Genomic DNA, 22,759 nt, shown 5'->3' with positions numbered 1-22,759 from the left:
CGCGGACGTCGCGGCCATCCGTACCGCGCCGCATCGTCGTCAGCCACCCGTGAAAGGACACGACAGTGACCACACCGCAGGACATCCTGGCCACCCACGAGGTACGCCTCGAGACCAGCACCAAGCCCCTGGGCACCTCCGCAGACGCCCTCGTGCTGGGGGTACGCCACGACGGCGAGCTCGCGGTACCGAGCGACGTCAAGGCGGGCGTGCGGCGTCGTCTGACGGAGCTCGCCGAACGGGCCCGGGTCTCCGGCGGGCTCGACCGCGTGCTCGTGGTGCCCGCCCCGGACGAGGTGGACGCGCGGTCCGTCGTGTTCACGGGACTGGGCCGTGGTGAGGACGACGAGCGTGGCGAGAACCTGCGCCAAGCGGCCGGTGCTGCGGCGCGGACCCTGCGCGGAGCGGCCGAAACCGCCGTGTTCGCGCTGCCCGTGGCCTCCGAGACCGAGGTCCAGGCCGTGGCCGAGGGGATCGGGCTGGGCGCGTTCAACTACGTCACGCAGAAGTCCCGCACGGCCTCCGAGGCCGACGTCCCGCTGAGCGCGGCGACCGTGGTCGTACCCAAGAACCTCGGCAAGACCGCGAAGGACGCCGTCATCCGGGCCGCCCACGTGGCGCGCGCCGTGCGCCTGACGCGCACCCTCGTGGACCTCTCCCCCGACACCGCGACCCCCGAGTTCGTCGCGGCCGTGGCGACCACTGCGGCGAAGGGCACAAAGGTCTCGGTCGAGGTGCTCGCCGAGAAGGAACTGACCCGCGGCGGCTACGGCGGACTGCTGGGCGTGGGGCAGGGCTCCGTCAACGGGCCGCGCCTGGTCAAGCTGCAGTGGTCCCCGGCCCGTGCCAAGAAGCACGTCGCGCTCGTGGGCAAGGGCATTACGTTCGACTCCGGCGGCCTGTCGTTGAAGCCGCCCGCCTCGATGATGACCATGAAGTCGGACATGGCCGGTGCCGCCGCGGTGCTCAGCACCGTCCTCGCGGCCGCTGCGCTCCAGTTGCCCGTGACCGTGACGGGCTGGCTGTGCCTCGCCGAAAACCTGCCCTCCGGCTCCGCGACCCGTCCGGGTGACGTGTTGAGCATGTTCAGCGGTCACACCGTGGAGGTGTTGAACACGGACGCCGAGGGCCGCCTGGTGCTCGCGGACGGGCTGTGGGCCGCGGGTCAGGAGAACCCTGACCTGTTGCTCGACATCGCGACCCTGACGGGCGCGCAGATGGCCGCGCTCGGCGTGCGTACCGCGGGCATCATGGGCGACGACGCCGCTCGGGAACGTGTCGTGCGCGCCGCCTCCCGCGCGGGCGAACCCGCGTGGCCCATGCCGCTGCCCGAGCACCTGCGTCCGTCCCTCGACTCGTTCGTGGCGGACCTGAAGAACATGGGCGACAAGTACGGCGGGATGCTCGTGGCCGGGCTGTTCCTGCGGGAGTTCGTCCCCGAGCAGCGTGGCCGGCGGATCCCGTGGGCGCACATCGACATCGCGGGCCCCTCCTTCAACGAGTCGCAGCCCTGGGGGTACACACCCAAGGAGGGGACCGGCTTCGGGGTGCGCACCATGCTCGCGGTGGCCCAGGACCTCGCCGAGTAGGCTTCCCCCGATCGTGCGCCACGCTGCGGGGGTCCACCGGGATGCAATGTCTGGTGAGCCCCCCGGGGTGGCGTTAGGCTGGACCCCAACCGTGACCGCCCCACACACACCCAGGATCGGGACCCGGGCGGGCATCAGAAACCAAGAACTCGAACCCCGAGGGAGCCAACGTGGCCGACAACCAATACGACATTCTGGTCCTGGGCGGAGGATCCGCCGGGTACTCCGCCGCACTGCGCGCGGTGCAGCTGGGTTACAGCGTGGCGCTGATCGAGAAGGAGAAGCTGGGCGGTACGTGCCTGCACTGGGGTTGCATCCCCACCAAGGCGTACCTGCACTCGGCCGAACTCGCCGAAGGCGCCCGGGAGTCGGAGAAGTACGGCATCAAGGCCTCCCTCGAGTCCATCGACATGGCGGCCGTGCGCGAGTACAAGAACAAGGTCGTGCAGGGCAAGTACAAGGGTCTCACCGGGCTCATGAAGATGCGCAAGGTGGACGTGATCCAGGGCAACGGCAAGCTCACTGGCCCCAACACCATCGACGTGGACGGCACCACCTACACGGGTGAGCACATCATCCTGGCCACCGGTTCCTTCTCCAAGACCCTGGGCATCGAGATCGGCGGTCGCGTGATGACCTCCACCGAGGCCCTCGAGATCGACTTCGTGCCCAAGTCCGCGATCGTGCTGGGCGGCGGCGTGATCGGCTGCGAGTTCGCCTCCATGTGGCGCTCCTTCGGCGTGGACGTGACCGTGATCGAGGGTCTGCCCCACCTCGTGGCCAATGAGGACCCGGCCATCGTGAAGATCGCTGAGCGCGAGTTCAAGAAGCGCGGCATCAAGTACAACCTGGGCACGTTCTTCGAGAAGGTCGAGCAGAACGACGACGGCGCCAAGGTCACCCTCGCGGACGGCAAGGAATTCGAGGCTGAGATCGTGCTGGTGGCCGTGGGCCGCGGCCCCAACACCGAGGGCATGGGCTTCGAGGACCAGGGCATCCCCATGGACCGCGGTTTCGTAACCCCCGACGAGCGCCTGCACACGGGCGTGGCCAACGTCTACGCGATCGGTGACATCGTCCCCGGCGTGCAGCTCGCCCATCGCGGCTACCAGCAGGGCCGCTTCGTGGCCGAGGAGATCGCCGGGCTCAACCCCGTGGTGGTCCCGGACATCAACGTCCCCAAGGTCACGTTCACCGAGCCCGAGATCGCCTCCGTGGGCTACTCCCAGCCCAAGGCGGAGGAGAAGTTCGGCAAGGACAACGTGGAGACCTTCGAGTACAACCTCGCTGGCAACGGCAAGAGCTCCATCCTGGGCACCGGCGGCATCATCAAGCTGGTGCGCGAGAAGGACGGACCCATCGTGGGGTTCCACGCGATCGGGACCCGCATCAGTGAGCAGATCGGTGAAGGCCAGCTCATGGTGAACTGGGAGGCCTACCCCGAGGACGTGGCGGCATTCATCCACGCCCACCCCACCCAGAACGAGGCCATCGGTGAGGCAGCGATGGCATTGGCCGGCACTCCGCTGCACGGCTGATCCACTGCACCGGGTGCCCGCCCCACAGGGTGGGCACCCGGCCCCTCACCACCCCGGGACCGCACGGACCCGGGACACGTTGCACATTTTCCGATCTTTAGAGAGGGACGGACGACACAATGTCTGAAACCGTTAACCTGCCCGCGCTGGGCGAGTCTGTCACCGAAGGAACCGTGACCCGCTGGTTGAAGCAGGTGGGCGACGAGGTGGCCGTGGACGAGCCCTTACTCGAGGTCTCCACCGACAAGGTCGACACCGAGGTCCCCTCCCCCGTGGCCGGCGTCGTCGAGAAGATCCTGGTCGACGAGGACGAGGACGTGGAGGTCGGTGCCCCGCTGGTCGTCATCGGTGACGGCTCCGGTTCGGGTTCCGATGACTCCTCGGACGCTTCCGCCGAGGAGGTCGAGGACGCCGCGACCGAAGCCGACTCCGGTGAGAACACCGAACAGGCCGCGGAGACCGAGACCGAGCAGGCCCCCCAGGCCGACACCAAGCAGTCCTCGGGCAACTCCGTGGAGGTCACCCTGCCCGCGCTGGGTGAGTCCGTGACCGAGGGCACCGTGACCCGCTGGCTCAAGGAGGTCGGCGAGCAGATCGAGGTCGACGAGCCCCTGCTGGAGGTTTCCACCGACAAGGTCGACACCGAGGTCCCCTCCCCCGTGGCCGGGACCCTGCTGGAGATCAAGGTCCAGGAGGACGAGGACGCCGAGGTCGGCCAGGTCCTGGCGATCGTGGGCGACGAGTCCGCCGCCAGCTCCGGTGACTCCGACTCCGACTCCGACAACGGTTCCTCCGACGAGTCGGGTGAGACCAAGGCCGAGCAGATCGAGGACGCCGCGACCGAAGCCGATTCCGGTGAGAACACCGAACAGGCCGCCGAGGCCAAGGCTCCCCAGAAGAGCTCCGGCTCCGAGGAGAAGCCCACTCCCGCCAAGCAGTCCGAGTCCGGTGCGTCCTCCGATTCCGGTGCCAAGTCCTCGGACTCCGGCACCAAGGACGTCCCCGGCTACGTGACCCCACTAGTGCGCAAGCTGGCCCGTGAGAAGGACGTGGACCTGTCCACGATCACCGGCACGGGTGTGGGTGGGCGCATCCGCAAGCAGGACGTGCTCGCCGCCGCGGAGGAGGCCGCCAAGCAGTCCGAGGCTCCCCAGGTCCAGGACACCGGCGCCAACATGGCACCGGCCGTGTCCCGCCAGGGCTCCGAGGCCCAGCCGGCCTCCGCCCCCGCCCCGGACGCCAAGCGCGGCACCACGGAGAAGGCCCCCCGCATCCGGATGACCATCGCCAAGCGCATGCGCGAGTCCCTGGACGTCTCTGCCCAGCTCACGCAGGTGACCGAGGTGGACATGACTCGCGTGGCCCAGCTGCGTCAGAAGGCCAAGGACCAGTTCCAGAAGCGCGAGGGCGCCAAGCTCACGTTCATGCCGTTCTTCGCCAAGGCCGTGGCCGAAGCATTGCAGGCACACCCCGTGCTCAACGCTACGTTCAAGGAAGAGTCCAAGGAGATCGTCTACAACGCCTCCGAGGACATCGCGATCGCGGTGGACACCCCCCGCGGGTTGCTTGTGCCGGTCGTCAAGAACGCCGGTGACCTGAATCTGGGTGGTCTGGCCAAGCAGATCGCGGAAGTGGGTGCCGCCGCCAAGGACGGTTCCATCTCCCCGGATCAGCTGACAGGTGGGACCTTCACCATCACGAACATCGGTTCCTTCGGTGCCCTGTTCGACACGCCCATCATCAACCAGCCGCAGGTCGCCATCTTGGGCACGGGCACGATCGTCAAGCGCCCCATGGTGCTCACGGACGCGGACGGCAACGACACCATCGCCATCCGCCACATGTGCTACTTGTCCCTGACCTACGACCACCGTCTCGTGGACGGCGCGGACGCCGGCCGGTTCCTGGGCACGCTCAAGAAGCGCCTGGAAGCGGGTCAGTTCGAATCGGAGGTCGGCCTGTAAGGGTTGCCCCGTGACCCACCGCGGTCAACCGTTCGGTTGATTTCCCGGCCGCCGGGATGTGTTCTGGATCACTCAGAACGCATCCCGGCGGTTTCGTGTGACGGGGCTCCGATAGGCTCGAATCATGTCTTTCCTCTTCAGCCTGATGTTGTTCCTCCACTTCCTCGGTCTAGCCGTCATCATCGGCACGTGGCTCTTCACTATGAAGCGCCCCACCGTCACGTCCGGTCAGTTCTGGGCCGCGATCGTGATGCTGCTGACCGGTTTGGTCATGGTGGTCTTCCGCGAGATGCAGGACGGTTTCGCGGTCAACCACATGAAGATCGGCGTCAAGCTGATCATCCTGCTCGTCGTGGCCGTCGCGGCGTTCATCGGGATGCGCAAGACCAAGCGCGGTGAGCCCGTGTCCACCGGGCTGGCCCACGCGGTCGGCGGTCTGGCCGTGATCAATGCCGCCGTCGCCGTGTTCTGGTGAGCCACCCGCTTCCCTGAACGTCCCCCGTCCCCACCGCACGCCCTGGTGCCGCGCGTTCCCTTCAGATTGCGACGGCGCAGGGGCTTCGCGTTGCTCACGACCCGCTGGTCAGCGCCTCCGCCCATGGGCGGCGGCTGCCTCGCAGCCACCCGTTGCGGACCTGTCGATGCCGTCGGCGCGCGGCAGCCTCCCACGGCGATCCGACCATCATGACGAGACCGTCACGAGCCGACCCTCATGTCGCGGCCGCCGCGCGGGGGCCGTCATGGGCCGCCTCTCACGGGGCGGCCTCGACCGGTGTGACGTCGGCGAGCCGCCACCCCCGCGGGGTGTGGGTCACCGAGATCCGCAGGGTCTGCAGGGCCTCGTCCCCCTGCCGGGTCACGTGGGAGCCCGAGGGTAATTCGCCGTGCCAGCCCCGCGTCCGGACCTCGGCGTCGTAGGTGCGAGTGCGGGCCGCCTCGGCGGGCGTGAGACCCGACCCGGCGCGGGGCCGCTGTTCGGTCAACCGGACGACGTCCATGCTCACACCGGACAAGGCCGTTAATCCCGATCCCGCGGTGTCCTGGGCCTTCGCGCGCCGGATCAGGTCCCGATCCCGCGCAGCGAGTCCCGAATCCGCGACGTACACTTCCGCGACGGCCGTCTCGTCCCCGGCCGCGAGCGCCGCCGCGCGGGCGGACACGAGGCCTTCGACGGCCCTTCGCGCCTCACCGTCCTTGTCCTGCATGGTCTCTCCTGGCGCGGTGGCCGATCGCTCGGTAGCTTCCCTGGACGCCCCCGCAGCGTCCGGCACGGGGGTCGCCCCAGGCGACTGCGAGCTCGTTCCAGAGGGTGTCCCGGCGGCCGCATCCGGGGGCGACGACGCCGTCCCCACCTCGGCTGCCGACGTCGCACCGGATTCGGCGGGCCTGGCGACGGGCCCGCCACCGTCCCCCGCGAGGAATCCCCACGCCAGGGCCGCTGCACCCAGGACTCCGGCGGCCGTGAGCCACGCCCTGCGCCGCACGGACGTGTCCACCCCGGCCACGGCGACGCCGCCCGGACTCATCCGAATCCGACGCGGGGGAACGAGCCGACGGGGAACGGGGCGCAGGGGCATGAGGCGGCGGGGCCGCGCCACGGTGCCGTCCGCGCGGATGACCTCCGGGGTCATGCGTTCGGGTGGCCGGCCGACCGGTTTGCTCCGCGGTGCGGAGGCCGAGAAACCCGCGGCGAGTTCCTGCGCGGAGGGGCGCGCGGCGGGGTCGTCAGCCAGGGCGGCTTCGAGCATCAGCACGAGGTGACGCGGCGCGGCGGGACACATGAGCGTCAACGGCACCCGGTGCGACTCGGGGCCGGGGTGGCGGCCCGTGAGCGCGAGCCACCCCAGCACGCCCAGGGCATGCACGTCCTGCACCGCGGTGTAGGCATCCTCCGCGGGGCCGAGCGCCACCCCGGGGTGCGCGGGCCGATCCGCGATACCCCATGGCACGGGCCCCACAGAGCTGCCCGCGGGAACGCCGTAGCCGTCCACGAGCGCGCGCCCGTCCGGTATGAAGAGGACGTGATGCGCCGCGAGGTCCCCGTGCACCCAGCCGCGCTCGTGCAGGTGCGTAAGCGCACGAGCGACCGCCGCGAGAACCGGCGCGGTGTCCTCCGGCCGCAACCGTCCCCGGTCGCGCATGGTGTCCTCAAGGGTCTTGCCGCGGACGTGGTCCGCCACGAGCGCCCGGGATGCGCCGTCCCCGCCGAGGGTCGCGCGCACGCTCACGAGCTCGGGATGCGGTGACTCCGCCCATGCCTCGACGAGGGCGGCGATCTGCTCCTCGCCGGCCCGCCGGTGTTCGCGGTCCTCGGTCACGACGAACGTGACGGTGTACTTCTCATGGGTCGTGCGTTCCCGGGCCAGCCACGTGCGGGACCCACCGCCCTCCCCGAGCTTCTCCACGAGTTCGAGACCGTCGCGCTCGACCGTCTCGGCGGCCGGATCGCTCATCGACTCGGGCGACTCCGCACGGTCGGCGGGCTGCACACGGTGGGCGGGTACCGAATGGCCGGCGGATACCGCACTAGCGGAGGGGGCCGCACCCGGGGCCGCCGCGGCGTCGTCGTACCCCTCGCGACCGTGGCGACGCCGCTCACCCGCGCGCACGGCCCGCACTCGGTCCCGGGCGCTGTGCCCACGCGACGGCGCGGACGCGTCACGGGTCCTGGACGGCGCCTCGAGCTGCTCCGGTTCCTGCTCTGCGTTCATGACCCCACTGTGCCGGGAAACACGGCGGCCCGCTCACGTTATCCACAGACGGGCGGAAGGGATAGGCTGGCGGAATGGCTCTGCACTTCGAACGCATCGGTCTGGCACCGGACTTCGTGAACTACCGCGAGTGCTTGGACCTGCAGCGGGAGGTCCACGGCGAGGTCGTGGCCGGAACCCGCGGCAACACGGTGCTGATGGTGGAACACGAACCCGTCTACACCGCCGGGCGCCGCACCGAGAAGCACGAGTACCCGTGGGACGGCACGGACGTGGTCCCGATCGGGCGGGGCGGGAAACTGACCTACCACGGCCCCGGGATGCTCGTGGGGTATCCCATCGTGCGCTTGCCGATCCCCTTGGACGTGGTGCGCTTCGTGCGTGTCCTGGAAGAGGTCATCATCGCCGTGGTCCGCGACTTCGGCGTGCCCGCGACCACCGTGGAGGGCCGGTCCGGCGCGTGGGTGCTCGCGGACGAGCGGGGCCCCGATCGCAAGATATCGGCGATCGGCGTGCAGGTCTCCAAGCGTGCAACGATGCATGGTTTCGCCTTGAACTGCTCGAACGACCTGCGCCCGTTCGGCAAGATCATCCCGTGCGGGATCACGGACGCCGGCGTGACCTCGATCAGCCAGGAGACCGGGAATCGGATCGACCCGGCGGACGTTGTGCAGCGTATGGAGCAGGAACTCGCGGCCCGTGAGGCGGACCTGTGCGTCGCCTTCGAACCCGATGTCCCGGCACCGCCCGTGCGACTGCCGCACACGGGTGACTCCCGAGCGAGGGACGCCTCACCCACCGCGGTGTCCTGACCGGGCCACAGCCACCGCACCAATCGCGGATCGTCGAGAACAGACCCCTGAGAACGGCCCGACCCGCTCATCCGCGTGGACCGGGCCCCGCCAGCGCCACCAGCGAGGAGTACTCATGACCATCGCCCCCGAAGGCCGCAAACTGCTGCGCGTCGAGGCACGCAACGCCGAGGTGCCCATCGAGAAGAAGCCCTCGTGGTTGAAGAACACCGCCAAGATGGGACCCCAGTTCACGGAACTGAAGTCCATGGCCCGGGGTCGCGGGCTGCACACGGTGTGCGAGGAAGCCGGGTGTCCCAACATCTACGAGTGCTGGGAGGACCGTGAGGCCACGTTCCTGATCGGCGGGGACACGTGCACGCGCCGCTGTGACTTCTGCGACATCGCCACGGGCAAGCCGGGCATGGTGGACGTCGCCGAGCCTCGCAAGGTGGCCGAGTCCGTGCGTGACCTGGGACTGCGCTACGCGACCGTGACCTCGGTGGCCCGTGACGACCTCGCGGACGGCGGCGCATGGCTCAACGCCGAGACCATTCGCGCGATCCACGCCCTGAACCCGAGCACGGGTGTGGAGATCCTGATCCCCGACTTCAAGGGTCAGCCGGACGCCCTGCAGCAGGTCATCGACGCCCAGCCCGAGGTCTTCGCGCACAACCTGGAGACCGTCCCCCGCATCTTCCGCCAGATCCGTCCCGCGTTCGCGTACGAACGCTCCCTGGACGTGCTGACGCAGGGCAAGGAGAACGGGATGATCGTGAAGTCCAACCTGATCCTGGGAATGGGCGAGACCGACGACGAGGTCTACGACGCCCTGTGCGACCTGCACGACGCCGGGTGCGACATCATCACGCTCACCCAGTACCTGCGCCCCGGGCCCACGTTCCACCCCATCGACCGGTGGGTCAAGCCCGAGACCTTCGTGGAGCTGTCCAAGCAGGCCGAGGAGATCGGCTTCCTGGGTGTGATGGCAGGGCCCATGGTGCGTTCCAGCTACCGCGCGGGCAAGCTGTGGGCACGCGCCATGAAGAAGATGGGCCGCGAGATCCCCGAGCACCTGTCCCACATCGACGACTCGGGTTCCGCGAGCCAGGAAGCTTCCTCCCTGTTGGCCCGCCTGGGCTGACGCCCGCACCAACACCGCTCCGCGGACGACGCCGCCCGCTTCCGGGCGGCGTCGTCCGTTCCGGGTGCCGCGCGGCACCCGGAAGGGCTTCCCTACGGACGAGACGCCGCGTCGACGGGCCTCAGCGGATAGAATGGCGGGGATCCCCTGTGTCAGCGAGTGCGAGGAAGAACTGTGTCACCAGCCACGTCCACCAAGGCCAAGGCCGCCGAACGCGACCGTAAGCGCGAGGAGAAGCGCCAGCGCAAGGCCGCCAAGGGCCCGGGCATCTTCGCGCAGATGAAGCAGGTTTTCCAGATGACTCGCGAGCGCGAGCCGAACATCCTGTGGTGGATGATCCTGCTCGGCCTAGGCGTGCTGCTCGTGTTCCTGCTCATCGGTGTGCTACTCGGCAACTGGATCACGTGGTTGCTCATCGGCATCCCGTTCGCGGTGCTCGCCGCCGTGATCCTGCTGTCACGGCGGGCCGAGAAAGCCGCATTCTCGCGCATTGAGGGACAACCCGGTGCCGCGGGGGCCGCGCTGTCCACCCTCAAACGTGGGTGGATCGTGGAGGAGGAACCCGCCGCGATGGATCCCAAGTCCAAGGACCTGTTGTTCCGCGCCGTGGGCCGCCCCGGTGTCGTGTTCATCACCGAGGGCCCGGTCAACCGCGTGGACAAGCTCGTGAAGAAGGAGCGCCGCCGCATCGGCCCGGTGATCCAGAACGTCCCCATCCACGTGCTCAAGTCCGGCAACGGCGAGAACCAGATCCCCCTGAGCAAGCTCACCAAGGAGATGAAGCGCCTGGAGAACAAGCTCACCAAGCAAGAAGTTCAGGTGGTCCACCGCCGGATGAACACCCTGCAGAACAAGCTGCCGATCCCCAAGGGCGTGGATCCCATGCGTGCGCGCCCAGATCGTAAGTCCATGCGCGGTCGCTGAACCAGCGCCCACGCGCCGTGGGGCGATCCTGCTGATCAGCGCACGCGCACCAGGACGGTGTCGACCGCGCGATCGTGCAGACCCCGTTGGTCCTCGTCCGCGATCAGCGCGGGGATCACCAGACACAACAGCAGCGTGCGAAGGGCCGCTCTGCCGAAACCGGCGGGGCGGCCCTTCATCGTCTGGACCTGCAACCCCATGATCCAGTGCCCCGGGGTGCGCCCGAAGAACCCGACCATGAGCACGCTGATCACGAAGAACACCGCGAGGTTCATCAGCCCCGACCCGTTCCACTGCGCCAGGAACAGCCCCGCGAGAACCACCGCAAGCACCCAGTCGATCACCAGGGCCACCAGGCGCGCAGGGAAGCGAGCGATCGAGCCCGGCCCCTCAGCGGGGCGGCCCAGGCGACGACCGGGGTACGGCTGGCTTCCCTGGGGGGCGCCGTCGAGCCACGAGCCCATGTCCTGGCGAGAAATCATGACTTCACCCTAACGGGCCGACGTGGGAGCTCGCGCACCCGCCGGTAGACTGGGGCTCGTACTGACCGGTCGGCGAGCCCTCCGTGCATCACGCTCCGGGCGTTACACGGACGAAACATTCGTGTCATGGACGGGCAACGCCAGGTTCCTACGCTGGACATCAGAACCGAACGACCGCGGTGGTCCCCGCCACCGCGGCGTCGATCGGACGCCCACACAGAAGGAGAACAGGTCCATGTTCCAATCAGCCGAAGAAGTGCTCGCGTTCCTCAAGGACGAAGAGGTCATGTTCGTCGATCTGCGTTTCACGGACATGCCCGGTGTGCAACAGCACTTCAACCTCCCGGCCAAGGCGGTGGACGAGGACTTCTTCACGGACGGGCAGTTGTTCGACGGTTCCTCCATCCGTGGTTTCCAGGGCATCGCCGAGTCCGATATGCAGCTGATCCCGGACCCCCAGTCCGCGTTCGTGGACCCCTTCCGGCTCGAGAAGACGCTCGTGGTCACGTGCTCGATCGTGAACCCGCGCACCGGCGAGCCCTACCACCGCGACCCGCGCGGTGTAGCCGAGCGCGCCGAGGCGTACCTGGCCTCCACCGGTATCGCGGACACCGCGAACTTCGCGTCCGAAGCCGAGTTCTTCGTCTTCGAGGACGCCCGCTTCCAGGTCTCCCCCGAGCACACCTTCTACCGGATCGACTCGGACGAAGCCTCCTGGAACAGCGGCCGTGAGGAAGAGGGCGGCAACCTCGCGAACAAGACCTCCGTGAAGGGCGGCTACTTCCCCGTGTCCCCCGTGGACAAGCAGGCGGACCTGCGCGACGCCATGTGCGTGGCCCTGGACGAGGTGGGCCTTGAGGTCGAGCGCTCCCACCACGAGGTCGGTGCCGCGGGTCAGGCGGAGATCAACTACAAGTTCTCCACGCTGACCGCCGCCGCGGACGACCTGCTCAAGTTCAAGTACGTGATCAAAAACACCGCGGACTCGTTCGGCAAGACCGTCACGTTCATGCCCAAGCCCGTCTTCAACGACAACGGCTCGGGGATGCACTGCCACCAGTCGCTGTGGAAGGGCGGGGAGCCGCTGTTCTACGACGAGAAGGGTTATGCGGGCCTGTCGGACGTGGCGCGCTGGTACATCGGCGGCCTGCTGGAGCACTCCTCCGCGGTGCTCGCGTTCACCAACCCCACCGTGAACTCCTACCGCCGCCTGGTCAAGGGCTTCGAGGCCCCCGTGAACATGGTCTACTCGCAGGGCAACCGCTCCGCGGGCATCCGGATCCCCATCACGGGCACCAACCCCAAGGCCAAGCGCCTGGAGTTCCGCGCGCCGGACCCCTCGTGCAACCCGTACCTCGCGTTCGCCGCGCAGCTGATGGCCGGGCTGGACGGGATCCGCAACCGCATCGAGCCGGCGGACCCCATCGACAAGGACCTCTACGAGCTGCCGCCGGAGGAGGCCAAGGACATCAAGAAGGCCCCGGGCACCCTGTCCGAGGCGCTCGAGGCCCTCGAGGCGGACCACGAGTTCCTGCTCGCCGGTGACGTGTTCACCGAGGACCTGATCGAGACCTGGATCGAGTACAAGCGTGAGGTCGAGCTCAAGCCGCTCTCTGTGGTCCCCCACCCGCTGGAGTTCCAGATGTACTTCGGCGTCTGATTCCCCGCTCCACACCAACGCGGCCCCGCTCCTCGTGAGCGGGGCCGCGTTCGCGTCACAGCACGGGCGACGTCGCCCGCTCGCCACGTGGGGGCCGCGCCACACGTCGGGTGGCCGGGTCCAGTAGCCACAGGTAGATGCCGTACGTCAGGGCCACGAGCGCGGCGATGACCCGCGCCGCGAAGAGGTTCAGGTCCAGATAAGGGAACACGTCCAGCTGGTCCGCCACGGCGTAGACCATGAAGAACGCGGTCACAAAGAACAGCACGTCCACCTGCCAGTCGTCGCGGATCCCGGAGATTGCGAACAACGGGATGAGCCACACCACGTACCATGCCTGGATGATGGGGGCCAGCAGCACGAACGCAGCGAGCGCCCACGCGAGCCGGCGGAACAGTTTGGCATCCCGCCCCACGAACATCAGCACGACCACCACCGCGGCGGAGAGCACCGTCCCGGCCGTGTGCACGGCGTCCATCCACGCGGAGCCGTTGAACCCCCACGAGCTGCCCACGAGCTGCGCGAACAACCCAAGCAGTCCGATCGGCGCGTACCAGATGTACACGGTGCCCGGTGTGGAGACCGCGGAGACCCACCCGAAACCGAAGCCGTTGACGAATCCCATGAGCGCCAACAAGGCCACGGAGTAGGCCAGTGTGAGGGCCCAGATCGCGAACCGGCGCGGCCACGACGCACCGCGCCCGGCCCAGAGCAGGCCCACGAACGGCAGGAAGATCAGTGTGATGGGCTTGATCGCCACAGACAGGGTCACGAGGGTCGTGCCCGCGATCCCACCCTTCCAGTTGCGGTGCATTGCCGCCACGTAGGTCCCGATCAGGGCCAGGGCCAGCATGATCGCGTCGTTGTGGGCGGCCACCACGAAGTTCGTGAGGAACAGCGGATTGGCCACCGATAGCCACATGGCCCGCCGCGGATTGACGCCGTGCAGCCGGGCCAGGCGCGGGATGACCCACATGCACGCGATCACGGACACTACGCACAAGGCCCGAAACAGCAGCACGGAGGCGTCCGGGTCCGCACCGGTCACGAGGACCACGAGCTGTTCGAGCCACAGGAACACCGGGCCGTACGGGGGCGGGGATTCCGCCCATAACTGGTCCGCGCCCAGTTGGAAGAAGTTGTCGATCGTGGAGACCCCGGACTCGTACGGGTTCAACCCGTTCGCCATCACGCGGCCCTGCCCGATGTACGAGTACACATCCCGACTGAACAACGGGATGCTCACGAGCATGGGCGCCGCCCACGCCGCGATCGAGATCAGCACCCAGCGGGCGCTCTCCGGTCCCCACGGTCTGAGTTTTTGGCCCAGGCGCAGCCACTGCCGCACCAGGAGCATGGCTCCGAGGGCGAGCATCACGACCGAGACCACCACGCCCACGGTCTCGAAGCGCATCCACATGATCAGCGGGATGCGCCGCAGCGAGGAAACGCTCGCGAGCCATCCCACGCCCAGGGAGCCGAACAGCAACATCAGCGAGCCCAGCGAGCCCATCACCACAGTGCGGGTCAATGACGCCGACGACGTCGCGTCTCGTCCCGGGGCTGCGTCCCGTCCGGTTCCGGGGAGCGTCGGGTGACGTTCCGTCCTGGACGTGATGCGCACTACGGGCCTCCCGGTGCTTCCGCGGTGGCCGCAGATGAGGGATCTGGGAATCGTCCGCCGCGGCGCGCGGTGCGCGGGGGCGGCGTCGGGGTGATCCTACCGTGCGACGTCGTGCGCCAACCGGATGCCCGGGGCGAGGCGGCGTCGGGGGGGGGGTGCCCGCACGACGCGATAGATTGGAGGGCGTGACGACTGCAAACCGGAGAATAGTGTGGATCGACTGCGAGATGACGGGGCTGTCCCTGTCCGATGACGCGTTGATCGAGGTGGCCGCGCTCGTGACCGACGACGAGCTCAACGTGCTGGGCAGTGGCGTGGACGTGGTCATCAAACCCCCGCAGGCCGCGCTGGATCAGATGTCTTCTTTCGTGCGGAACATGCACGAGACATCCGGGCTGCTGCCGGAGCTCGAGAACGGCATGGACATGGCGCAGGCGCAGGACGCGGTGCTGGACTACATCCGCAAATGGGTCCCCGAACCGGGCAAGGCGCCGCTGGGTGGTAACTCCGTGGGGACGGACAAGACGTTCCTCACGCGGGACATGCCGCAACTCGTGGATCACCTGCACTACCGGGTCATCGACGTCTCCACGATCAAGGAGCTCGCGCGGCGCTGGTACCCGCGCGCGTACTTCCAGGCGCCCGAGAAGACGGGCAATCACCGTGCGCTCGGCGACATCGAGGACTCGATCGACGAGCTGCGATACTACCGCCACATCCTCTTTCCCGGCGATCCCGGCCCCACCTCCGACGACGCCCGCAAGATCGCCGCGCTCATCAAGGCCTCCCCGACCCGCTCGGGTTCCTGACCGGGACCTGACGCGTTCAGGCGCTCGATGCGGGAATCCACCCGGGCGTGCGCTATAGTGGTCGTCGTTGCCCGGAGGGATCGAACGGTTCTTCCACGGGTTCAATGGTGGGCGTAGCTCAGTCGGCAGAGCGCCTGGTTGTGGTCCAGGAGGTCGCGGGTTCAACCCCCGTCGCTCACCCCATGAACGAGGTGCGAACATCGATCGGTGTACCGGTCGGGGTTCGCACCTCGTTCTCGTTGGCGGGCCAGTCCTGCATGACCTCGACCGCCCGCTTCCCAGCGGCCCGTCCGGCCTGACCACTCCCACCGCTGCGGCCATCCCCGCCACCCCGACCGCCCGCGCCCGCTGTCCAAATGCACGGTGGAGGAAAAGCAGTTTGGCGCGCGAATATCTGTTCTAACTCAGTAAAAGCACAGCCGGGGGTGCTCCTATGTTCTGAGTCAAACCGCGAGGGTGGTTGGTTCGGGGCTGGGGGTAGGTGCCATTGCGGAGCATCGCGTAGATGACGTTGCAGCGGCGGCGGGCGAGGCAGATGACGGCGGCGTGGTGGCGGTTTCTCTCGGCCCGCTTCCGGTCGTAGTAGGCCTTGGAGATCGGGTCTGAGTGCGAGGCGACCCACGCGGAGTAGAACAGCGCGTTCTTCGGGCGTTTGTTGCCGGATCAGGCGGGGAACTCGCTCCTGATCGAGGTCCCCGACCTTCGCGTGACCGGCGCGACGCCGGCGTAGGCTGCGAGATGGCCTGCGGTCTCGAATGCGGGGCCATCGTCGAAGGCCAGGAGGATCTGGGCGGCGGTCTTGACGCCGATCCCCGGCATGCTCATCAAGACCCCGGCGAGAGAGAAGTCCTCCAGCATAGCCTCGACCTCTCCGGCTACGGTCGCGCGTTGTTCCTTCAGCTCCTTGACCTGCCCGGCCACCCTCGGGATCACCAACTCCACGGCCGCGGTCGCTGGAACGACCACGGTCTGCTCGCTGAGCGCCGTGAAGATCTGATCGACCAGCACCTCCGGGTCAGCGGGATGGATCTGTGTGAGCAGAGACCGGATCCGGTTCAGTGCCCGGGTGGTCTCGTGGGCGAGGTCCTCGTCGAAGCCGGCTAAGACCTTCAACGCGGAGAGGACGTCACTGTCACGGTCGATGGTGCGGAGGGTGTGGCGCATGGTACGGGCAGAATTCGCGATGATGAACGCATCGCGTGCATCAGTCTTTGACCGGTCCGGATACAGGTCCGCGGCCTTTCGCATCGCCAACCCGGGTAGGTAGGCCACCGCGCAGCCGACGTCGCGAGCGACTGCGATGGGCAGGGCTCCGATGGTGTTGGGCTGATCGACGACCATCAGCACGTCGCCGTGCTCCTGCAGGTGTGTGAAGAGGTCGCGCGGCTGGGCCTCGTCCTGCGGGAGGGGCTTGTCGAAGAGCCTGTTCCCGTCGGGGTCCAGCGCGCAGGCATGATGCCCGGTCTTTCCCACGTCCAGGCCGATCACGGCCGCGAATCTGGCGTTCATGATGTCGTCCTCGTTGAACGCATCACTGCTGGTCGCAGTCTTGAGACCCGATGCCGGCACCCACGTTGCGAAGAGACCTCAGAGAAGCTGGGCCGTGTCCCTATGAGCGGTCAACGCGTGTCTCTCGACCGGGCGGCAACACCCCCGGACCATGGATGGCTGGGCAGACAAGCCATACCCGGTCGAGCACCAAACGCCCGGCGATCGGGGGTACTCACAACGTAACTGGCGGGCACCGCGAAGCCCCTCCTACCTCCGAGCGCGCCGCGAGGTGGGAGGGGCTTCCTCGATCTTGCTTAGAACCGGAACGGAATGGGGATGGGCCCGCAGCAGCAGACTCCACTCACGTCGCCGCGGCCCGCGGGGCCGAGCATGAGTGCCGCCCGGTAGCAGGCCGCGAAACGGAGCATCGTGGGGATGATCCCTCGGATCACACCGTACTGCGCAATGATGCCGCGCACCGCCGCGGAGCAGGACTGCCCGCCCCGCGCCACGAGGTGCGCGCACGTGAATCCTTTACGCGGTGAGAGGTGGCGCTGGTATCCGCGGATGAGACGATCGACCCCACGGCGGGGTGCAGTGGCTACTCGAAGCAGTACGTCAGACACGGGCGACAGGCTCCTCTTCCCATGAGCATGATCGTGGTGTGCACAGGGTCATGGCTTGAGGACCACCTTGATGCAGCCGTCCTTCTTCTCCTGGAAGATCTTGTACATCTCCGGTGCGTCCTCCAAGGACACGTGGTGGGTGGCCAGTGACTCGAGGCCGAGGACGTCGTCCGGGCGGCTCGCGATCTCCAGCAGCTCATCGGTCCAGTGGCGCACGTGGCACTGGCCCATGCGCATGCTGATGCCCTTGTCGAACATCTCGATCATGGGCATGGGATCTGCCATTCCTCCGTACACGCCGGACACCGAGACCGTGCCCGCGCGGCGCACGCTGTGGATCGCGGTGTGCAACGCGTCCAACCGGTCGATACCGGCCGTCTCGATGGCCTTGCGCCCGAGCGGCTTGGGCAGTCGCGCCGCGCCGGCGACGATCTTCTCCGCGATGGGGTTGCCGTGCGCTTCCATGCCCACGGCATCCAGCACGCCGTCGGGGCCGCGCCCGTCCGTCATGTCGACGAGCGTGTCGGAGACCTCGTCCACCTCCCGCATGTCCACGGTCTCGATCCCCCAGCTCTTGGCCAGGGCGAGGCGCTCGTCCACACGGTCTACGGCGATGATCCGCTTGACGCCCTGCAGCTTGGCCGAACGCACCGCGAGCTGGCCCACGGGTCCGAGGCCCAGCACCGCGAGGGTGTCCTCTTCCCCCACGTTCGCGTACTTCACGCCCTGCCACGCGGTGGGCAGGATGTCGCTGAGGTAGAGGAAACGCTCGTCGTCGAAGTCCTTGGGCAGTTTCACGGGGCCGAAGTCCGCGTGCGGGACGCGCACCATTTCCGCCTGGCCCCCGGGGACCGACCCGTAGAGGGAGGAGAAACCGAACAGCGCGGCGCCCGTTCCCATCTCGCGGACCTGGGTGGTCTCGCACGCGGCGTACAGCCCGCGGTCGCACATCCAGCAGTGACCGCACGCGATCACGAACGGGACGACCACGCGGTCACCGGGTGCGAGGTTGCTGACCTCCGGTCCCACTTCTTCCACGATGCCCATGAACTCGTGACCCATCACGTAGTCCTTCTGCAGGTACGGGCCCAGCACGCCGTAGAGGTGCAGGTCCGAACCGCAGATCGCGGTGGACGTGACCCGCACGATGGCGTCGGTGGGATCCTGCAGAACGGGATCGGGGACGTTTTCGACCCGGACGTCGCCAAGTCCTTGCCATGTGAGTGCTCGCATTCACCCAGTAAAGCATGATCACCCCGCCCGGGCACCACCCCTGCAGGGGGGGTCGAACCTGGGCGGCGCACCGCGTAGCGTGTCCCGTATGACCGCATCGCATCAGGTTGCCCTCGTGGCCGGAGCCTCCCGTGGACTGGGGCTGCTCGTGGCCAAGGAACTTCTCTCGCGTGATTTCGACGTCGCCGTGTGCGCTCGCGACGCCGCCGAGCTGGCCCGCGCGCGCGAGATGCTGTCCCCGTTCGGCACGGTGCACGACTACGTGTGCGACGTCGCCGAGGCGGACCAGGTCGAGGCCTTGGTGCGGGACGTGGAGCGCGATCTGGGACCGGTGGACGTGCTCATCACGGTCGCCGGGATCATCCAGGTGGGCTCGGTGGAGGGTGTCACGGTGGAGCAGTTTCGGGACGCCGTGACCACCATGACCATGGGTCCCGTGCACACCGCGCTCGCGGTGTTGCCCGGGATGCGCGAGCGTGGCCGCGGCCGGATCGGCACGATCGCGTCCGTGGGCGGACTGGTCTCCGTGCCGCACCTGTTGCCGTACTGCACGGCCAAGTTCGGCGCGGTGGGGTTCAGCGAGGGTCTCGCGGCGTCCCTGTCGGGGACCGGCGTCACCGCCACGAGCATCGACCCCGGCCTCATGCGCACGGGATCGCACGAGCGCGCCTACTTCACGGGCGAGTCGCAGAACGAGTACGCGTGGTTCGCGCCGTCCGCGTCCCTGCCGGTGTTGTCCATGAACGCCGACCGCGCGGCCCGCTTGATCGTGGACGGCGTTCTCGCGGGACGCCCGATCGTGCTGCTGGGGTGGTTGCCCAAGGTCGCCCAGCGGGTCCGGGGTATCGCCCCCGGGCTCACGATTCGCGCGTTGGGCGTGGTGAACCGGGTGCTCCCGTCCGCGTCCCCCCAGCAGACGGATCTCGTGGTGGGGGCCACCGCCAAGCAGCGCCTGGGATCCCGCGTGGTCAACGCCCTGAGCACGCTCGGCAGCAAGGCCGCACAGCGCAACAACGAGCGCTGAACGAACCGCGGTCGTCCGGCTCGCCGGTGCCGCCCCGTGCCGGACGACGGCGCGCGCGGTGGCGGCATGCAGCGGCAGCGCCGGCGGCGTGGTTCGCGACGGCTGTGCAGCATGGCGTGACGCGCCCTCACCAGCCGGGTCAGCGCCGTCGCACCCTAATCCCTCGGTACACGATGCCCAGCGCCAGTATGAGGACGCCGCCCGCCACGGACGCGATCGGGAGCGTGATCGCGAGGACCACGCACAGCACTGTGCCCAGGACGGACACCGCGCGCGGGTAGCGGCGATGCGGCCCGGTCTGCGTGAGCGCACTGAGGTTGGCCACGAGGTAGTACAGCAGCACCCCGAACGACGAGAAGCCCACCACCCCGCGCACGTCCATGGTGAACACCGCGATCACGACCACCGCTGCCACCACGATTTCGATGTGGCGCGGGACGCCGTGGCGCTCGTCGAGCACGGCGAGGGGCGCGGGCAGATCCGCCGTGCGGGCCATGGCCAGGCCGGTCCGACCGATCCCCGCCGTGAGCCCCAGCAGCGACCCGAGCGTGGCGGCCGCGGCCGCAATCGTGACTACAACCGTGGTCCACGGCCAGTCGGCGGCCGCGGCGAGGTCCGCGAGCGGCGTCGTCGTACGGGACAGGGCCTCGGGACCGAGGACGTGCAGCGAGAGCACCGCGAGTACGCCGTAGATCACGAGGACCGCGCTCAGGGAGATGATGATGGCCCGGGGGATGATCCGGGCGGGATCGCGCACTTCCTCCCCCATGGTGGCGATGCGTGCGTACCCGGCGAAAGCGAAGAACAGGAGTCCCCCGGCCTGCAGGACGCCGTACGCCCCGCCCGGCGGTGCCGCACCGAAGGTTGATGCGGCGGGGCCGGACCCGGCGAAGAGCCCGGCCACGAGGACCACGGCCAGGCCCGCGAGCACGATACCCACGAGCACCTTGGTGGCCGAAGCAGTGCGCGTCACGCCGAAGCAGTTGACCGCGACCACACCGAGCACCGCGAGAGCAGCGACGGGCCGTTGCCAGGGCTCGGGGACCACATAGGCGGCGAACGTCATGGCCATGGCCGCGCAGCTCGCGGTCTTACCGGTGAGGAAACACCACCCGGCGAAGAACCCCGGCCAGGGGCCGAGGCGCTCGCGACCGTAGACGTAACTACCGCCGGCCACGGGGTACTGGGCGGCCAGCTGGGCCGAGGACAGTGCGTTGCACAGTGCGACGACCGCGGCCAGCACGAGGGCCAGCGGTAACCAGGCGCCCGCGGAGGCCGCAGCGGGGGCGAACACCACGAAAATGCCGGCGCCGATCATGGAACCGAGCCCGATGGTCACGGCGTCCGTCAGGCCAAGTCTGCGGTGCATGGCGGAAGGATTCGTCACGAGGCTCCCGGGCTTCACATCACGTACCCGTGACACACCAATGGGCGGGCCGCGTATCGCGTCCCGCCCACGGTGGTGTCATGTGCACTTATCTGTCGTGGCTCTCGAAGGTGGCCTAGAAGACGGGCTTGCCGCCGGTCACACCGATCACTGTGCCGGAGACGTAGGACGCCTCCGCCGGGCTGGCCAGGAACACGAACGCCCCGGCCATCTCGGAGGGCTGTCCCGCGCGGCCGAGCGGGGTGTCCGACCCGAACTGAGGCATGCTCTCGCCGGCCTTGGTCGCGGGCTGCAGCGGGGTCCAGATGGGTCCGGGGGCCACGGCGTTGACGCGGATCCCCTTCTCCCCCAGCTCGCTGGCCAGGTTGACCGTGAAGTTGTTGATCGCGGCCTTGGTGGAGGCGTAGTCGATCAAGTTCTCGGACGGGTCGTAGGCCTGGATGGAGCTCACGTTGATGATCGAGGAACCACTCTTCAGGTACTGCAGCGCCTGCTGGGAGACCCAGAACAGGGCGTACAGGTTGGTCTTGAAGACGCGGTCCATCTCCTCGGTCTTCAGACCCTGCAGACCGCCGTCACGGCGGGCCCACTGGAAGCCCGCGTTATTGACGAGGATGTCCAGGCCGCCGAGCTGCTCGGCGGCGTCGTCCACGACCTGACGGGCGGTGGCTTCGTCGCGCAGGTCCGCGGGCAGCAGGACGGCCTTGCGACCGGCCTTCTCGATCCACTGCTTGGTGTCCCGCGCGTCCGATTCCTCGTCCGAGAGGTAGTTGATGGCCACGTCCGCGCCCTCACGGGCGAACGCGATGGCCACCGCGCGGCCGATGCCGGAGTCGCCACCGGTCACGAGGGCCTTGAGACCCTCGAGGCGACCGCGGCCCACCCAGTTCTCCTCACCGTGGTCCGGGAAGGGCTGCATGTCCGTGGACAGGCCGGGCGGGGTCTGTTCCTGCTCGGGGAAACCGCCCTCTTCACCGGCGAGTTCCCGTGCTTTCCTGGCTGCTGCGTACTTGTCTTCGGTCATGTGTCCATTGTGCCCCGCCGTACCCCGGGCTGTCGCCCACCCGGAAGGATGAAACCGCTGGTCGGTCCCGGATGACGCTGCGGGTCAGACCGCGGTTGTGCGCTGCTGCTGACCCGTGGGATCCATCCCGTGCTGGACGCCCCACAACACGGCCTGACTGCGTCGCTCCACGCCCATCTTGCGGTAGGCGGAACGGATGTAGGACTTCACCGAGTTGATGCTGAGGTAGCAGTGCCGGGCGATTTCGTCATTGGTGAACCCCTGCGTGATCAGCGCGATCACCTCCGCCTCACGCGTGGAGAGCCCCTCGGGCCGGCCGGGCCAGTCCGGCAAGGTGATGTCCTCCCGCACTGGTTCGGGGGCCACCACGCGCTCCCCCTCGTGCACGCGCACGAGGGCGTCCGCGAGTTCGTCCCCGGTGAGCTCCTTGGAGAGATAACCGTGTATGCCCAGATCGAGTGCTTCGTCAACGTGCTCGGCGCGCACGTGCCACGTGTACATCACGACCTTGAGGCAGTGGGGGTCATCCAGTAGGCGCATCACGTCATGGGTGCCACGGTCCTTCGCGGCGAACGCGTCATAGAGCACCACGTCCGCGTCCGTGTGCGGCAGACACCCGGAATCGAGTTCCACGACCCGCAGGCGCGGATGACCCTGCAGCATACTCGCCACACCCTGGAGGACCACGGGATAGTCGTTGATCAGGGCCAGGGTGATGACAGGGCGTTCGGAACTCAC

18 protein-coding genes, 1 tRNA gene and 1 pseudogene are annotated in these 22,759 nt (G+C 68.3%); 11 read left to right on the top strand and 9 right to left on the bottom strand.

What is annotated here, in order from left to right:
• Nucleotides 1–65: 65 nt before the first annotated feature.
• The 4 genes from RF637_RS07835 (at nt 66) to RF637_RS07820 (ending at nt 5,566) form a co-directional block, all read left to right on the top strand.
• Entirely contained in the window at nt 66–1,589 is a 1,524-nt protein-coding gene (locus RF637_RS07835) for a leucyl aminopeptidase (RefSeq protein ID WP_144996824.1), read from the top strand.
• Between the two features lie 170 nt (nt 1,590–1,759).
• Entirely contained in the window at nt 1,760–3,127 is a 1,368-nt protein-coding gene (lpdA, locus tag RF637_RS07830) for a dihydrolipoyl dehydrogenase (RefSeq protein WP_368844529.1), read from the top strand.
• Between the two features lie 119 nt (nt 3,128–3,246).
• A complete protein-coding gene (sucB, locus tag RF637_RS07825) occupies nt 3,247–5,091 on the top strand; it encodes a 2-oxoglutarate dehydrogenase, E2 component, dihydrolipoamide succinyltransferase (protein ID WP_368844528.1) in 1,845 nt (614 codons plus the stop codon).
• A gap of 124 nt (nt 5,092–5,215) precedes the next feature.
• On the top strand, nt 5,216–5,566 hold the full coding sequence (locus RF637_RS07820) for a hypothetical protein (protein ID WP_035961358.1): 351 nt from the start codon (nt 5,216–5,218) through the stop codon (nt 5,564–5,566).
• 277 nt (nt 5,567–5,843) lie between these two features.
• Here RF637_RS07820 and RF637_RS07815 read toward each other — a convergent pair whose 3' ends face one another.
• Nucleotides 5,844–7,802, bottom strand: a complete 1,959-nt coding sequence (locus tag RF637_RS07815; RefSeq protein ID WP_368844527.1) for a serine/threonine protein kinase — start codon at nt 7,800–7,802, stop codon at nt 5,844–5,846.
• Nucleotides 7,803–7,876: 74 nt separating this feature from the next.
• On the opposite strand from RF637_RS07815, the gene lipB reads away from it, so the two are divergent.
• From lipB to RF637_RS07800, 3 genes are all read left to right on the top strand, one after another.
• Entirely contained in the window at nt 7,877–8,614 is a 738-nt protein-coding gene (lipB, locus tag RF637_RS07810) for a lipoyl(octanoyl) transferase LipB (protein ID WP_098054537.1), read from the top strand.
• Between the two features lie 115 nt (nt 8,615–8,729).
• On the top strand, nt 8,730–9,737 hold the full coding sequence (gene lipA / locus RF637_RS07805; protein WP_085105942.1) for a lipoyl synthase: 1,008 nt from the start codon (nt 8,730–8,732) through the stop codon (nt 9,735–9,737).
• A 174-nt stretch (nt 9,738–9,911) separates the two neighbouring features.
• Nucleotides 9,912–10,661: a DUF4191 domain-containing protein gene (locus tag RF637_RS07800; RefSeq protein ID WP_035961354.1), complete on the top strand. Its 750-nt coding sequence runs from the start codon at nt 9,912–9,914 to the stop codon at nt 10,659–10,661.
• A 35-nt stretch (nt 10,662–10,696) separates the two neighbouring features.
• Here RF637_RS07800 and RF637_RS07795 read toward each other — a convergent pair whose 3' ends face one another.
• Nucleotides 10,697–11,143, bottom strand: coding sequence for an RDD family protein (locus RF637_RS07795; RefSeq protein ID WP_064845162.1), 447 nt, complete (start codon nt 11,141–11,143; stop codon nt 10,697–10,699).
• A gap of 235 nt (nt 11,144–11,378) precedes the next feature.
• On the opposite strand from RF637_RS07795, the gene glnA reads away from it, so the two are divergent.
• Nucleotides 11,379–12,803, top strand: coding sequence for a type I glutamate--ammonia ligase (glnA, locus tag RF637_RS07790; protein ID WP_085105940.1), 1,425 nt, complete (start codon nt 11,379–11,381; stop codon nt 12,801–12,803).
• A 55-nt stretch (nt 12,804–12,858) separates the two neighbouring features.
• Here the strand turns inward: glnA and mptB are convergent, their stop codons facing one another.
• Nucleotides 12,859–14,334 (bottom strand): polyprenol phosphomannose-dependent alpha 1,6 mannosyltransferase MptB, encoded by a 1,476-nt coding sequence (gene mptB / locus RF637_RS07785; protein WP_253270453.1) that lies wholly within the window; start codon nt 14,332–14,334, stop codon nt 12,859–12,861.
• A gap of 278 nt (nt 14,335–14,612) precedes the next feature.
• Here mptB and orn point away from each other — a divergent pair, with 278 nt between their 5' ends.
• Nucleotides 14,613–15,236, top strand: coding sequence for an oligoribonuclease (orn, locus tag RF637_RS07780; RefSeq protein ID WP_098054541.1), 624 nt, complete (start codon nt 14,613–14,615; stop codon nt 15,234–15,236).
• Nucleotides 15,237–15,343: 107 nt separating this feature from the next.
• A tRNA-His gene (locus RF637_RS07775) sits at nt 15,344–15,419 on the top strand.
• 216 nt (nt 15,420–15,635) lie between these two features.
• On the opposite strand, the pseudogene RF637_RS07770 reads toward RF637_RS07775, so the two are convergent.
• The 3 genes and pseudogenes from RF637_RS07770 to RF637_RS07760 all read right to left on the bottom strand — a co-directional run bounded on the left by RF637_RS07770 (nt 15,636) and on the right by RF637_RS07760 (nt 18,586).
• Nucleotides 15,636–16,745 (bottom strand): annotated as a pseudogene (locus RF637_RS07770) (IS110 family transposase).
• 296 nt (nt 16,746–17,041) lie between these two features.
• Nucleotides 17,042–17,353, bottom strand: coding sequence for a membrane protein insertion efficiency factor YidD (yidD, locus tag RF637_RS07765; protein ID WP_238399830.1), 312 nt, complete (start codon nt 17,351–17,353; stop codon nt 17,042–17,044).
• 48 nt (nt 17,354–17,401) lie between these two features.
• Nucleotides 17,402–18,586 (bottom strand): zinc-dependent alcohol dehydrogenase, encoded by a 1,185-nt coding sequence (locus tag RF637_RS07760; protein WP_368844526.1) that lies wholly within the window; start codon nt 18,584–18,586, stop codon nt 17,402–17,404.
• Between the two features lie 88 nt (nt 18,587–18,674).
• Here RF637_RS07760 and RF637_RS07755 point away from each other — a divergent pair, with 88 nt between their 5' ends.
• Nucleotides 18,675–19,610, top strand: coding sequence for an SDR family oxidoreductase (locus RF637_RS07755; RefSeq protein ID WP_064845157.1), 936 nt, complete (start codon nt 18,675–18,677; stop codon nt 19,608–19,610).
• Between the two features lie 139 nt (nt 19,611–19,749).
• On the opposite strand, the gene RF637_RS07750 is transcribed toward RF637_RS07755, so the two are convergent.
• The 3 genes from RF637_RS07750 to RF637_RS07740 form a co-directional block, all read right to left on the bottom strand.
• Nucleotides 19,750–20,979 carry an APC family permease gene (locus tag RF637_RS07750; RefSeq protein ID WP_368844525.1) on the bottom strand — a complete coding sequence of 410 codons (1,230 nt, stop codon included), beginning with the start codon at nt 20,977–20,979 and terminating at the stop codon, nt 19,750–19,752.
• A 133-nt stretch (nt 20,980–21,112) separates the two neighbouring features.
• Nucleotides 21,113–22,021, bottom strand: coding sequence for an SDR family oxidoreductase (locus RF637_RS07745; RefSeq protein ID WP_368844524.1), 909 nt, complete (start codon nt 22,019–22,021; stop codon nt 21,113–21,115).
• A gap of 84 nt (nt 22,022–22,105) precedes the next feature.
• Entirely contained in the window at nt 22,106–22,759 is a 654-nt protein-coding gene (locus RF637_RS07740; RefSeq protein WP_167318579.1) for a response regulator transcription factor, read from the bottom strand.

Source organism: Kocuria sp. CPCC 204721 (assembly GCF_040980945.1).
GTDB lineage: Bacteria > Actinomycetota > Actinomycetes > Actinomycetales > Micrococcaceae > Kocuria > Kocuria marina.
Note: the sequence above shows the minus strand (reverse complement) of the source record. Positions and strands in the feature narration are given on the sequence as shown.